General features: G+C 57.5%; 16 protein-coding genes. 9 read left to right on the top strand and 7 right to left on the bottom strand.

Going from position 1 to position 13314, the window contains the following annotated elements:
- The first annotated feature begins 373 nt into the window (after positions 1-373).
- Positions 374-589: a hypothetical protein gene (locus B30_RS00595; protein ID WP_009570023.1), complete on the top strand. Its 216-nt coding sequence runs from the start codon at positions 374-376 to the stop codon at positions 587-589.
- Positions 590-624: 35 nt separating this feature from the next.
- Positions 625-927, top strand: a complete 303-nt coding sequence (locus tag B30_RS00590; protein ID WP_009570022.1) for a hypothetical protein — start codon at positions 625-627, stop codon at positions 925-927.
- A 5-nt stretch (positions 928-932) separates the two neighbouring features.
- Here B30_RS00590 and B30_RS00585 read toward each other — a convergent pair whose 3' ends face one another.
- The gene (locus B30_RS00585) at positions 933-1580 is read right to left on the bottom strand and encodes a carbonic anhydrase (protein ID WP_009570021.1); all 648 of its coding nucleotides are present in this window, start codon (positions 1578-1580) and stop codon (positions 933-935) included.
- Between the two features lie 152 nt (positions 1581-1732).
- On the opposite strand from B30_RS00585, the gene B30_RS00580 reads away from it, so the two are divergent.
- The 3 genes from B30_RS00580 to B30_RS00570 all read left to right on the top strand — a co-directional run bounded on the left by B30_RS00580 (position 1733) and on the right by B30_RS00570 (position 4451).
- The gene (locus B30_RS00580) at positions 1733-2125 is read left to right on the top strand and encodes a hypothetical protein (protein ID WP_009570020.1); all 393 of its coding nucleotides are present in this window, start codon (positions 1733-1735) and stop codon (positions 2123-2125) included.
- A gap of 134 nt (positions 2126-2259) precedes the next feature.
- A complete protein-coding gene (locus tag B30_RS00575; protein ID WP_009570019.1) occupies positions 2260-3642 on the top strand; it encodes a leucyl aminopeptidase family protein in 1383 nt (460 codons plus the stop codon).
- Positions 3639-4451 (top strand): C40 family peptidase, encoded by an 813-nt coding sequence (locus B30_RS00570; RefSeq protein WP_009570018.1) that lies wholly within the window; start codon positions 3639-3641, stop codon positions 4449-4451. Before B30_RS00575 ends, B30_RS00570 begins: the two co-directional genes overlap by 4 nt.
- Positions 4452-4458: 7 nt before the next feature.
- On the opposite strand, the gene B30_RS00565 is transcribed toward B30_RS00570, so the two are convergent.
- The 3 genes from B30_RS00565 to B30_RS00555 form a co-directional block, all read right to left on the bottom strand.
- Positions 4459-4800, bottom strand: a complete 342-nt coding sequence (locus B30_RS00565; RefSeq protein ID WP_009570017.1) for a DUF2794 domain-containing protein — start codon at positions 4798-4800, stop codon at positions 4459-4461.
- A 308-nt stretch (positions 4801-5108) separates the two neighbouring features.
- Positions 5109-5306: an I78 family peptidase inhibitor gene (locus tag B30_RS00560; protein WP_081583657.1), complete on the bottom strand. Its 198-nt coding sequence runs from the start codon at positions 5304-5306 to the stop codon at positions 5109-5111.
- 92 nt (positions 5307-5398) lie between these two features.
- A complete protein-coding gene (locus B30_RS00555; RefSeq protein ID WP_009570015.1) occupies positions 5399-6022 on the bottom strand; it encodes a TetR/AcrR family transcriptional regulator in 624 nt (207 codons plus the stop codon).
- 354 nt (positions 6023-6376) lie between these two features.
- Between B30_RS00555 and mbfA the strand changes: the two genes are divergently transcribed.
- The 3 genes from mbfA to B30_RS00540 are packed head-to-tail and all read left to right on the top strand — an operon-like array spanning position 6377 to position 8481.
- Entirely contained in the window at positions 6377-7354 is a 978-nt protein-coding gene (mbfA, locus tag B30_RS00550; protein ID WP_009570014.1) for an iron exporter MbfA, read from the top strand.
- A gap of 39 nt (positions 7355-7393) precedes the next feature.
- Positions 7394-7852 (top strand): YaiI/YqxD family protein, encoded by a 459-nt coding sequence (locus tag B30_RS00545; RefSeq protein ID WP_009570013.1) that lies wholly within the window; start codon positions 7394-7396, stop codon positions 7850-7852.
- Entirely contained in the window at positions 7849-8481 is a 633-nt protein-coding gene (locus B30_RS00540; RefSeq protein WP_009570012.1) for an HAD family hydrolase, read from the top strand. Before B30_RS00545 ends, B30_RS00540 begins: the two co-directional genes overlap by 4 nt.
- Here B30_RS00540 and B30_RS00535 read toward each other — a convergent pair.
- Positions 8478-9731, bottom strand: coding sequence for an MFS transporter (locus tag B30_RS00535; RefSeq protein WP_009570010.1), 1254 nt, complete (start codon positions 9729-9731; stop codon positions 8478-8480). The two genes, B30_RS00540 and B30_RS00535, sit on opposite strands and share 4 nt — an antisense overlap.
- Positions 9732-9843: 112 nt before the next feature.
- Between B30_RS00535 and zapE the strand changes: the two genes are divergently transcribed.
- Positions 9844-10935, top strand: coding sequence for a cell division protein ZapE (zapE, locus tag B30_RS00530; RefSeq protein WP_040401720.1), 1092 nt, complete (start codon positions 9844-9846; stop codon positions 10933-10935).
- Between the two features lies 1 nt (position 10936).
- Here the strand turns inward: zapE and B30_RS00525 are convergent, their stop codons facing one another.
- Together B30_RS00525 and B30_RS00520 are read right to left on the bottom strand one after the other, a co-directional pair.
- Positions 10937-11968, bottom strand: a complete 1032-nt coding sequence (locus B30_RS00525; protein ID WP_009570006.1) for an LLM class flavin-dependent oxidoreductase — start codon at positions 11966-11968, stop codon at positions 10937-10939.
- A gap of 82 nt (positions 11969-12050) precedes the next feature.
- Positions 12051-13286: a bifunctional folylpolyglutamate synthase/dihydrofolate synthase gene (locus tag B30_RS00520; protein ID WP_051130576.1), complete on the bottom strand. Its 1236-nt coding sequence runs from the start codon at positions 13284-13286 to the stop codon at positions 12051-12053.
- Positions 13287-13314 lie beyond the last annotated feature (28 nt).

Raw genomic sequence — 13314 nt, 5'->3', positions numbered from 1 at the left:
ACGCATACTATGCGGGCGGCGCACTGTTGCGCGCCGTCCGCGCTGGGCCGGCGATTCGTTCGAAAGTGGAGAGAAACAGAGGACGTCACAAAGCCGCCATGAAGCTGCCGCGGGCTTGCCCGACCTTCGCCCGACGCGCGTCATGGACCTTTGGCGAAATTAACCCTCTTTTGGGGGTTGCACCAAATTTTAACTTTTCAAACAGAGCTTTAACTCTGGTTTAGGTGTTTGATAACACAGGGCTATTGTTTTTCTGCTTCGCCGAAAATCAGCAAATATCTCAAATTGTTTCCATGCTTTCCTACCGTCAAACCGCGCTCTGTGGTCCCTTTATCTCAAGGGGGCCGGGGGCACGGACCGAAAGGATGGAACGATGATCATGCTGATGAAAACAACCGGCCAATCTGGCACCGTATACGGCGCGATGTCTTTCAGCTGGGATGTGCAGGAGTTTGAGGCGACATGCCGCCCGGCGAACCATAATCTGACCCGTGATGCACGCCGTTCCAATGTTGTGCTTTTGGGCGGATGTCACGAAACCCCCGATTTTCGCCCGGACCAAGGCGCGCGTATTGCGCTTGTCGCCTGATCCAAACCGACTGCCACTGTGAAAAAGGAAACGCCATGACCAGTTATTTCGACAAAGCCCGCCAAGGTCGCACCATCGCTCTGAACTTGCATCAAAGCGGGGCCGTTATGTTCTTTCCCGAAGAGATTGAGGCACTGGACCTGAGTAAGCGTCCGGTCATCCGTCAGACGCTCACACAAATGAGCAAACCCATGTTCGTACGCTCCAGTTCTGTTGAAACCGGCGCAGTAATTGGGACAGCGCAGGCCGGAAACAGTGGCGATGCGCCCTATCTTTTGACCAATGCGCTTGCGCTCAACGACGATACGATTGAAACCGTTCTGCGGTTGGTGGCTTAAGCGGATCAGATTGGCGAGAAGCTGTTGGTCTCGGGGTCGTACTGATGCAAATCGCCCTCACCAATGTCGGTCCAAAGCCCATGAAGTGTCAGATCACCGGCTTCGACGGCGGCTTGGACAAAGGGGAACGTCATCAGGTTTTCAAGCGACACAAGGATGGATTCTTTTTCCAATGCCCGCTTGCGTTCGCCTTCCGGTTTGTCGAGGACGCGCTCATATCCGGGACGCAAGATGTCCATCCAGCGGCCGATAAACGAAGACTTTTCTTCAAGCTCAGGCGCATCGCCCGAACACATGTCGTAACAGCCCTGAACGCCACCGCAATTGGAATGGCCCAAAACCACGATATGCGCCACTTTGAGCGCGGTGACGGCATATTCAACCGCCGCCGATGTGCCGTGATGGTCGCCATCGTCGGCAAAGGGTGGGACAAGATTGGCGATGTTGCGGTGGATGAAAAATTCGCCCTGATCCGCGCCAAAAATGGATGTCACATGAACCCGCGAATCACAGCAGGAAATGATGAACGCGCGCGGACGCTGACCGTCTTCGGCCAGACGGCGATACCAGGATTTGTTCTCGGCAAACGTGGTCGCTTTCCATCCTTGATACCGTTGAACCATATAGCTTGGGAGGGGTTTTGCATATTTCATCGCGGAGAAGCTCTCTTGGGGATGTCGATAGCCAGTTTGCGCGAATGTAATGAGAGTTTTCGAGGAATTCGAGGGAAAATCAGCTTGGGACTAAACCTTTTCTTGAGGGTCTTGAGCCAAAGTCAGATCACGGCGCGTGGGGGCGCTCAAATATGTGGGGTACTAAAATGGTGGTGGTAAAGCTACGGCCCGATGGGGCTGTGCACGTTGATCGAGACCGTTTGGATCAACTTTATGGTCAACTTGGCGCGTCAGGGGCCGATGGTGTCGTGTCGCGCGCCATGGAAGAACTGGCGGTCAGATTGGCCAAAGTCGAGAGCAGCTATAGAAAGAGCCAGTTCGAAGACTTACAGCGAGCAGCACGCTCGATGGTCGCAATTTCCGAACAGATCGGGATGGTCAGTTTCGCACGCGTCGCAAGTGACGTGAATGAATTGGCGCTGTCCGATGACGGAACGGCCTTGGCCGCTTGTGTGGAGCGGTTGATGCGGATCGGGGAAAATTCCCTTTTGGCGGTATGGGACCTTCAGGGCGCATCGCTCTGACCCGTTCCGACAATCGCGGATCAAAAGAGGCGACAGAAAAGACTTTGGTGCGCCGGACAGCCGTCCCGCGAACCAGCTTGCAGGTGGCATCGGATCGGTTAGTCTTGGCGCAACGCCAATGAAAGGCCCGTCCGATGCCACTTTCTTTTGTCTCACCCACAGAGTCCGCTGTTCCTTTGTTCCTGATCGGCGCTGACGATCTGGACGGTTTCCTCGCCACCCGATCCGACGACGATAAGCTCTGGCTCAAAGCCAATGGGTTTTCCGCCGCATTGGGCACTGTCTGCGTGATTCCGGCAGACGGGAAAATTGCGGCGGTTGTCGCCGGGTTTGGCACCGAAAAAACGCGGGCGCGGGACCGGTTTGGCTTTGGCGCGGTGCGTGCGAAATTGCCGGACGGCACCTATGCCTTGCACACGACGCTGACGGGCGAGGCATTGGAGGAGCAGCTTTTGGCGTGGCTTCTGTCCGGATATGTTTTTGATACATATGTTAAAAAGTCAAAATCCTCCGTCCATCTTGTGGCTCCTGAGAGCATCGATGTCGGTCGGATCGAAGCCATTGCTGCGGGCGAGGCGCTGACCCGTGATCTGATCAACACGCCCTCAAATGACATGGGCCCGGCCGAGTTGGAACAGGCGGCGCGCAGCTTGGCGCATGCGCATGGTGCAGAGATTTCTATAACGTCAGGTGAGGCTTTGTTGGAGCAAAACTTCCCGATGATTCACGCCGTGGGCCGTGCCTCGCCGCGCGCCCCTGCCTTGATCGACATGCGCTGGGGCAAGGCAGGGCCGACGTTGACACTGGTGGGCAAAGGCGTGTGTTTTGACACTGGCGGGTTGAACCTCAAACCCGGCGCTTCCATGGGCTTGATGAAAAAGGACATGGGTGGGGCGGCGACCGTTTTGGGGCTGGCTAAAATGATCATGGCGCTGGATGTGCCGCTGCGACTGCGGGTGTTGATCCCGGCGGTGGAAAACGCGGTGTCGGGCAACGCCTTCCGGCCACAAGACGTGTTGACCTCGCGCAAAGGATTGACGGTTGAAATCAACAATACCGATGCCGAGGGGCGTTTGGTTTTGGCCGATGCTCTGGCGCTTGCGGATGAAACCCCGCCGGATTTGTTGATCTCGATGGCGACCCTCACGGGAGCGGCGCGCGTGGCCGTTGGGCCGGATCTCGCGCCGTTTTTTGCCACTGATCCGAAGGATGCCTTGGTGCTGTCAGCCGCGGCGGCCAAGGTGGCCGATCCGGTCTGGCAACTGCCCTATTGGGAGCCTTACGAGAGCATGATCGAGCCGGGGATTGCCGATCTCGACAACGCCCCCTCGGGTGGCATGGCGGGGTCGATCACTGCTGCGCTGTTTTTGCGGCGTTTCGTGACCGAGTCTCCGCGGTATATGCATTTTGACATCTATGGGTGGAACCCGACGGCTGCGCCAGCGCGTCCCAAAGGCGGCGTTGGCCAAGGGGCACGCGCGCTTTTGGCCGCTTTGCCGGAGCTTTTGTCGCTATGACGGATCGCCGCCTGACTCCGGCCAATACCCGAGTGGCGCTTGCGGGATATGCCCGCCAAGGCCAGAGCGAAGTGCTTGCAAAGCCCGCCAGCGTCCGCGTCCCTGTTGCCGATTTGCGCGCCGCACCCGACGGTGTGCGGGATCGACAAGTGTTGTGGGGCGACGGGTTTGACGTGCTGGAGCGCCGAGACGGATGGGCCTTTGGCGTCGCGCGGCGCGATGGCTATGTGGGCTATGTGGCTGAGGCCGATCTTGGGCCGAATATGACGCCAACCCACCTGATTTCCGTGCGCGCTACCCATCTTTATCCCACCGATGATTTCAAATCCGAAGTGGTGGCAAGCCTGTCTTTCGGCGCACGTATCCGGGTGGTGGATGAGCGGCGCAAATTTATGGAGATCGAGGGCGGGTTTTTTGTTCCGAAACCGCACATTCGTCCGATTGAGCGGCCGTTTTCCGATCCGATCACAGTCGCGCAACTGTTCTTTGGCACGCCTTACCTTTGGGGCGGCAATTCCGCCTTTGGCATTGATTGTTCGGGCCTCGTTCAGGCGGCGTTTTTGGCCTGTGGCCTGGACTGCCCGGGTGACAGCGATATGCAAATGAGTATGGGCGCCCCCGCCTCAGCGCCCTACAGGCGCGGCGACCTTTTGTTTTGGAAGGGCCATGTGGCGCTTTGCGTCGATGACGAGGTTCTGATTCACGCCAACGCCCATCACATGGCTGTGGCCTATGAGCCGATCTTGCGGGCAATTGCACGGATCGAGGCGCAGGGCGATGGGCCGGTCACTGCGCATCGGCGGATGTAAGGCGGGCCTATTCGACCGCGCGGATCAGTTTGCGGTCCAAAATCCGCAGCACGGCGCGCAGATCGCCGCCACGTTTGAGAATCTGGCCATCCATGCCGATGACCGAATACATCCCTTGTTTGCCGCGCAGTTTTGGACGTTTCTCAATCCGGTAGATCGGATGTTCGGCGGTGCGTCGAAACACGGAAAATACGGCGACATCTTTGAGAAACGACATGCCATAATCGCGCCATTCGCCCGCGGCCACCATCCGGCCATACAGTCCCAGGATCGTGCCAAGTTCCTGGCGATCAAAGGCGACCCTGTCGTGTTGAGGTGCGGGGCCGGGAAAGGGAGTTGGTGCATTCATGTTCTAAGCTTGGTCATAAATCTGTCAGAAATCAAGGAAACTCATTTCACAATCGACTGCCACCCCCGGTCGCCTTATTGCGGCCATGAAATGGTCTGCGACTTTTCTTGTTTCACCCCTTTTTTGGCCAAGGTGTTGGGGCAAAACGTTAGGCAGAGCGAGAACGCTTTGCCCCGGTGTTACGGTTTAACAGCCCCCACCCAGTTCGTGACTCCGGGGATCTCGCTCAAAACCAACTTGTAAGGCCGAGGCAGCTTGCTGTCTCGGCTTTTCCTTTAGGGGGCGTTGTGTTGGCTGATGTGTTGCGTTTAGCCGCACCAAATGCGGATGATCTGGCCCGTCGCATCCAAATCAATATTCGTGCGCTCCGGGCGGAAATCCATTGTCACCATGCGCCCTGGAGGGATGATGCGGGTGCCTTCGGGAAGATCAAACGCGTCAAGCGCGGATTTGTCCTGTCCGATCAAGGGGGTAAGTAGCTCTAAAGCGCATTCTGTCGCAGTCATAGGTTCCGGACCTCCATTGGGCTCTTGTGTCTCTTCTTTGCATCCGATCAGGGCGCAGGCACCGAGGATGAGGGCAACAACTGTGGGGCGGATCATTTGCGTACTCCATAGCAACATAAAAACATGTGAACTGCGCCGTCGATGACCTTTTGCTTTTCAGAATCGTCGATGTCGCAACAGGCCTGAAACAGACGCATGGATTGGACGCGGACCTTGCACAATTCGGCAAATTGCTCGGCGGCCAGTTCGATGTCGTCAATCGCCAATTCGCCGCGTGCGGTGCAGCTTGCAAGATATTGCGACAAGCGCTTGGTCACCAAGGCCGGGCCGCTTTCATAATATTTGCGACCCAATTCGGGGAAGCGGTCACTTTCCGACACCGCAATGCGAAACACCGCCTGACCAAAATCCGAGAGGATGAAATCAAGGATTTTGCGGCCGACATTTGGTAAAAGCGCGTCAGGCGAAAGGTTTTCGTCCATGCGCTCTTCAAACGCGTCGGCCTGCCGTCTGGTTTCTTGGGCTGCGATTTCTAAAAACAACACGCGTTTGTCAGGGAAATAACTATAGAGCGTGGCTTTGGACACGCCAGCCTCGCGGGCGATGTCATCAACTGATGCGCCCTCGAATCCGTCGCGTAGAAACACAATGCGCGCGCCTTCGACAACCTGATCGAATTTGCGTCCCTTTTTTATCGCGGGATGTGTATCGCTCATGGGTCCCCTCCGTGTCTGGTTATAGTAGAGCGGTTTTTGGGTTTTCTGAATCACGAAATAAGAAAACAAACTGCCCTTTCGTGTTCTGGAGTGATACAGAAAAAAGGCAGGCCCTATGGCCTGCCCAGTGCTCGACAGGGATGTCGATCGAAGGCCGTACAACACACGGACCACATCAATATTTAAACGGATCGGTGCAGTTGAGCAAGCATTTCTGAACTCAACAGTTTAGTTTAACAGGTTCCGCCATAAACCTGAATCACGGGTTTATGGCCGAACGCTCTAGAGTAAATTGATGCTTGCGAACCATCGGTGAATTTCATAATTTAGAACCATTCTAAAAGAGAGGCCCAAATGATCCCCGGTTTTGCCAATCGCCGCCGCTTTTCTGATCTGACGGAACAGGAAATCCTCGCACTTGCGATCTCTTCCGAGGAAGATGATGCGCAGATTTATCGCATGTATGCCGAACGTTTACGCGAAGAATTCCCCAGCAGTGCGGCTGTGTTCGAGGCGATGGCAAAAGAGGAAGACGGCCACCGCACCTCTTTGATTGAACTGCATAAAAGACGGTTCGGGACTGTTATTCCGTTGATCCGGCGCGAGCATGTTTCGGGCTATTATGCGCGCAATCCGGTGTGGTTGATCGAAAATCTCGGGCTTGAGCGGATGCGGTCCGAAGCGCAGGCGATGGAACGTGGCGCCGAAGAATTTTACCTCAAAGCCGCCGCGCGCACCACAGATGCCGACACCCGCGCACTTTTGGGACATCTGGCCGCCGCGGAGGCCGGGCACGACAAAAAAGCCGGGGAATTGGAGAAAGAGTTCCTCGATGGAGACGAGCGCGAGGCCGAAGACAAGGCCGCGCATCGTCAATTCGTGCTGACATGGGTGCAACCCGGCCTCGCGGGCCTCATGGATGGCTCGGTCTCGACCCTTGCGCCGATTTTCGCCACCGCCTTTGCCACCCAAAACACCCACACCACCTTTCTTGTCGGCCTTGCCGCCTCTGTGGGCGCAGGGATTTCCATGGGCTTCACCGAGGCCGCGCATGACGATGGCGTGATCTCGGGACGTGGCTCTCCGATCAAACGCGGCTTTGCCTCGGGCATCATGACGATGGTCGGCGGTTTGGGGCACGCGCTGCCCTATCTGATCACCGACTTCTGGACTGCAACGATCATCGCCTTCATCGTGGTCTTTATCGAGCTGTGGGCCATTGCGTGGATTCAAAACAAATTCATGGAAACACCCTTCTTGCGGGCGGCTTTTCAGGTTGTGCTTGGCGGCGCGCTGGTGTTCGCTGCGGGGGCATTGATCGGCGGCGGTTGATGCAGATTTGACCTGTAAGCCAGCGCCTCGGAGGCATCTGTGACCAAAATCTACATTGATGCCGATGCCTGTCCAGTCAAAGCCGAGGCCGAAAAAGTCGCCACCCGGCACCAAATTCCCTGTCTCTTTGTCTGCAACGGCGGGCTGCGGCCCTCGCCCAATCCCTATGTCGAGTTGGTCATCGTTCCCGATGGCCCGGATGTGGCTGACATGTGGATTGCGGAGCGTGCGCGTGTCGGTGATGTGGTGGTCACGGGTGACATTCCCTTGGCGGCCAAAGCGGTCGAAGCGGGTGCGCGGGTGATCAAACATGACGGCGAGGCGTTTACGCCCGCGAACATAGGCAACGCGTTGGCGACCCGCGATTTGATGTATGATTTGCGCGCGGCGGACCCGTTCCGCCAAGGCGGCGGAAAACCATTTTCAAAGGCGGATCGTTCGCGGTTTTTGGATGCTTTGGAACGCGCGGTGCAAGGCGCAAAAAGGGATGCCCTATGACCATAGACGCGGTGATTTTTGACATTGGCAACGTGTTGATCGAATGGCAGCCGGAGCGCCATTACGACGCGGTGATCGGCGAAGCGCGCCGTCGCGAGATGTTTGAAACCGTTGATTTGCACGCGATGAACGATCGTGTCGATCAGGGCGCAAATTTTCGCGAAACGATTGCGGCAACGGCGGATCACTACCCTGAATTCAAAGACGAAATCCTGATGTGGTATTTCGACTGGATCAAGATGGCCGCTCCCGCCATTCCCGGCTCTGTCGCGATTTTACGCGCTTTGCGGGCCAAGGGCATTCCGGTTTTTGCTCTGACCAATTTTGGCATTGAAAGTTTCGAATTTGCCGAAACGAAATACCCGTTTTTGATGGAGTTTGACCGCCGTTACGTCTCTGGCCGCATGGGCTGTGTCAAACCGCATTCTTTGATCTTCGAGATGGTCGAAGCGGACTGCCACATCGCACCAAAGGCGCTTTTGTTCACCGACGACCGCCTTGAAAACCTTGATATGGCCGCCAGCCGAGGCTGGCAGACGCATCTGTTTGACGGGCCAAGGGGCTGGGCCGATCGTGTTGTGTCTGAGGGGCTTTTGACGGCGAAAGACCTCAGCGCCGCAGGGTTTTAAGCCAAAGCGTTTGCCACGCGTTTGCCCAGAGGCACCTCTTTGATCGGCAAATGCACGATGGCGGAAAACGCCCCGATACCAACGCCAACCCACCAGACGGCGGTGTAATTGCCGTAGACGTCATAAAGCCGTCCGCCCAGCCAAACACCAAGAAACGCGCCGAGTTGGTGAGAAAAGAACACGATGCCGTAGAGCGTTCCCATGTAACGCAGCCCGTAAATATGGGCGACAAGGCCGGAGGTCAGAGGTACCGTGGCCAACCACAGCGCGCCCATGACGACAGAGAAGACCAACACGGATGTTGGCGTGATCGGGAAGGCAATAAAGGCGGCAGCGGCCAAGGTCCGGCCAATGTAAATCCCGGTCAGCAAATACTTTTTTGAATAGCGTTTGCCGAGGTATCCAGCGAACAGTGTGCCACAGATATTGGCCAAGCCGATGAGCGAGATCGACACAGCGCCCAAAGCCGAGGTAGAGGTTACGCCCAGAGATGCGAGCGTGCCTGACGGGTCAATCGCGCCGCACATCTCGGTCACCAGCGCAGGGAAATGCGCGGTGATAAAGGCAAGCTGATAGCCACAGGAGAAGAAGCCCAAAAAGATCAACGTGTAGCTTGGGTCGCGAAAGGCTTTGCCAAGGATCGCGCCAAGGCTCTCTTCCAATTCGGCTTTGCTTGCCATGTGTGGCGAGCGCATCAGGGGCAGCGCCAAGAGCGTGAGTAAGATTGCAGCGGCGAAGAGGATGAATACGTTCTGCCATGCCATCATGCCCAAAAGCCATTCCGCCAAAGGCGCGCCAAACACCTGTCCGGCGGACCCCGCCGCCGTGGCAATGGCCAAGGACATCGACCGGTTTTCATCCGAAGACGCCCGGCCCACGACCGCCAGGATCACGCCAAACCCTGTGCCCGCGATGCCAAACCCGACAAGCACTTCGTAGAGCTGATGTGCCTCAGGTGTGACCGCGAATGACGACAGCACAAGCCCCGCAGCATAGGTCAAGGCGCCAAGGATGATGGCTTTTCGATCGCCAATTCGTTCGGCCAAAGCGCCGAAAATTGGCTGTCCGATGCCCCAAAACAGGTTTTGCAACGCAATGGCCAAGGAAAATTCCGACCGGGGCCAGTTGAACTCGGTGGCAATCGGGATCTGAAACACACCAAAGGAGGCTCGGATCGCGAAGCTGACGATGATGACGATACACCCAGCCAAAAGGACGGGGGTGAGAAGTGGTGTGCGTGCGGTGGACATCTTTGGTCTCCTTTGCGTCAGCTTTCGGCAAAATCCGGGCACAGGTCAATTGAATGATTGGCATGAAACGCATCATCTTTTCTTATGATCCGGGACGCAGTATGGGGAGGGCATGGATACGCTTATGAATATTTATGCGGCCCGCGTGGCCGAGGGCACGCTGCGCGCGGATGCGGCGCAGGAATCTGTGCTGCCGATGCTGGAACGGGTGCGGGCGCAACTGGCCAGCCAACCGACCGGGAAAAAAGGGCTTTTGTCCCTGATCGGCGGGCGCAAGAAACCCGAACCCATCACGGGGCTCTACCTTTGGGGCGGTGTGGGGCGCGGCAAATCCATGTTGATGGATCTGTTTTATGACCATGCCCCGGTGCCGGCGCGCCGCGTGCATTTTCATGCTTTCATGCAAGAGGTCCAAGACGGCATCAACACGGCGCGCAAGGCCGGAACACCGGATGCCATAGCCCCCGTGATCGAAGAGATCGCCAGCGAAATCAAACTCTTGTGCTTTGATGAGATGCAAATCACCGACATCGCCGACGCGATGATCGTGGGGCGGTTGTTTGAGGGGCTGTTTGCCAAGGGCGTCACCGTCGTGACCACCTCGAACCGGGTGCCAGATGATCTCTACAAAGACGGGCTCAACCGCCAGCTGTTTTTGCCCTTCATCGCCATTTTGAAAGAACGGCTGGAGGTGCATCATCTGCATTCTCCGGTGGATTATCGCCAAGGCCGTTTGACCGGAACGCCGGTGTATTTTCAGCCGGTGGACGCAGAGGCACGGGCAGCGATTGAGGATATTTGGACGGATTTGACCGGCGGTGCGACCGAGTCGCTGACGCTCAAGGTCAAAGGCCGCGATGTCGTCTTGCCCAGGTTTCACAACGGCATTGCGCGGGCGAGCTTTTGGGATCTCTGTGGTCAGATGTTTGGCCCCGGCGATTATCTTGTCATCGCGGGCGCTGTTAAGCTGCTGATCTTGGAAGACATTCCGCGCCTGACCCGGAGCAACTTCAACGAGGCCAAACGGTTCGTGACCCTAATTGACGCGCTTTATGAGGCTAAGGTGCGGCTGGTGTGTAGTGCGGTGGATGAGCCCGAGAGCCTGTATGTCGAAGGCGCTGGGGCGTTTGAATTTGAACGCACCGCGTCGCGCCTGCGCGAGATGCAGGACGCGAGCTGGGGCGAGGCCGAAGACGGCGCGTGACTTAGGCTGTGAGGCCCAAAAGCGCGCGCACCCGCGGCACAACCTCTTCGCCATAGAGCCGAATATTGTCCATCAACACCTCATGGCTGACCGGGCCAGCGGAATATTTGAGATCAAACCGCTGGACATCGAGCGCCTGAACCGTGGCGGCAATTTTGCGCGCCACCGTGTCGGGCGAGCCAACGTACAGCGCGCCGTTTTCAACCTCGTGTTCAAATGCGTCACGGGTCAGCGGCGGCCAGCCGCGTGTGCGCCCGATGCGTTGATGCATCACGCGGTAGCCGTCGAAAAACCGATCCCGTGCCTCTTGGTCGGTGGCGGCAATATGGCCCGGCGAATGACAGCCAATGGGCAAGGGTGCCGCATCCATTTTTTCGCGCACTTCGCGGTACAACCCGGCGTAGGGGGCAAAACGGGCGGGTGGGCCGCCGATGATGGCCAAAGACATCGACATGTTATTGGTGGCCGCACGCACTACGGATTCGGGGGTGCCGCCAACACCGACCCAGACCGGGATCGGCTTTTCAGGGCGCGGATAGACCGTTTGCGATTTGAGCGGGGTGCGATGACGGCCCGACCAACTGATTTTCTCCTCACTGGTCAGTTTGGAAAAAATCTCAAATTTTTCCTCAAACAACATCTCATAATCGGAGAGATCAAAGCCAAAGAGCGGGAAAGATTCGGTAAATGAGCCGCGTCCAAGCGTGACTTCGGCGCGGCCATTTGAAATGGCTTGGATCGTGGAAAACCGTTGAAACACCCGGATCGGATCGTCCGAGGACAACACGGTAACTGCAGAGGTGAGTTTGATCTTTGAGGTCACGGCGGCGATGGCGGCCAAGATCGTGTCCGGGGCGGAGACCGCAAAATCGTCGCGGTGATGTTCGCCCAGACCGAAAATATCGAGGCCAACCGCATCGGCCAGTTTGGCCTCTTCAATGACGTTGCGGATCACTTGGCCGTGCGACAGATCGCGGCCCTGATCGTCCCATGTGACATCACCAAACGTGTCGATTCCGAATTCCAAAGACATGATGCATCTCCTGTGCTTGGCCTAGAGATACTGCCAAATCCGCCGTGCGCCTACATGCGCGAGCGCACAGAGACTGTTCAGATCACGCGTTGTCTTGCAGGATATGCCCGGCCAGATAGAGCGAGCCACAGATCAATATACGCGCTTCGGGGGCGGTGCTGACGATCTCTTGCACTGCGGCCAAAACACTTTGGGCTTCGAGGGCCTCCATCCCAACTTCGCGCGCCGTTTCGGCGGTGGCGGAGGCGGGCAGGGTGGCTTGGGCGTCGGGAATCGACACCGCATAAAGCCGTTCGGCATGGCGCGCGAGCGGTTCGAGATAGCCTCCCACGTCTTTGGTGTTCAGCATGCCGCAGACCATATAGGTTGGACGGTTTGGCAAACGGTCCAGAGCCTCGGCCAAGGCGATCCCCGCAGCCGGATTATGGCCGCCATCAAGCCAAAGCTCGGCTTTCGGGGCGGCATCATTCAGCGGTCCGGTGGCAAGGCGTTGCATCCGGGCGGGCCAATAGGCGTCCGTTAAAGCGGCCTCAAAGGCGGCATCGTCAAAGCCAAGATGGCGCAGCGCGGCAATGGCAGCGCCCGCGTTGATGACTTGGTGATGGCCGATCAGACGCGGCAGCGGCAGGTCACGCAACCCGTGTTCGTCCTGATAAATCAGGCGACCGCGTTCTTCCCAAACATGCCAGTGTTGACCATAGGCCAAAAGCGGCGCGCCAAGACGGGCGGCGCGGGCTTCGATGACCTCCATCGCCTCGTCGGGTTGCGGGCCAACGATACAGGGCACACCGCGTTTGATGATCCCGGCTTTTTCCGTCGCAATCTCGGCCAGAGTTTCGCCCAGATATTGAGTGTGATCAATCGAGATCGGGGTGATGATGGTCAAGGCCGGGGACTCGACCACATTGGTCGCATCCAACCGCCCGCCAAGGCCCACCTCAAGCAAAGTATAATCCGCAGGGGTGCGCGCCATGGCGAGGATGCCCGCAACGGTGGTGATTTCGAAATAGGTGATCGGCGCGCCGCCGTTGGCAATCTCGCATTCTTCCAACACCTGCATCAGCGCGGGTTCGGAAATAAACGTGCCCGCCAAACGAATGCGCTCGTGAAACCGTGCCAGATGCGGCGAAGTATAGGCGTGAACCGATTTGTCGGCGGCCTCAAGCCCGGCACGGATCATCGCCTGGGTCGAGCCTTTGCCGTTGGTGCCCGCGATGTGAATCACCGGGGGCAGATCGCGTTCGGGGTGATCCAAGGCGTCCAGCAAACGCCAGACACGGTCCAGCACAAGATCAATGATCTTGGGGTGAAGCGACATCAACCGATCAAGGATGATGTCCGACGAG

Origin of the sequence: Celeribacter baekdonensis B30 (assembly GCF_000299875.1) — a bacterium.
GTDB lineage: Bacteria > Pseudomonadota > Alphaproteobacteria > Rhodobacterales > Rhodobacteraceae > Celeribacter > Celeribacter baekdonensis_A.
Note: the sequence above shows the minus strand (reverse complement) of the source record. Positions and strands in the feature narration are given on the sequence as shown.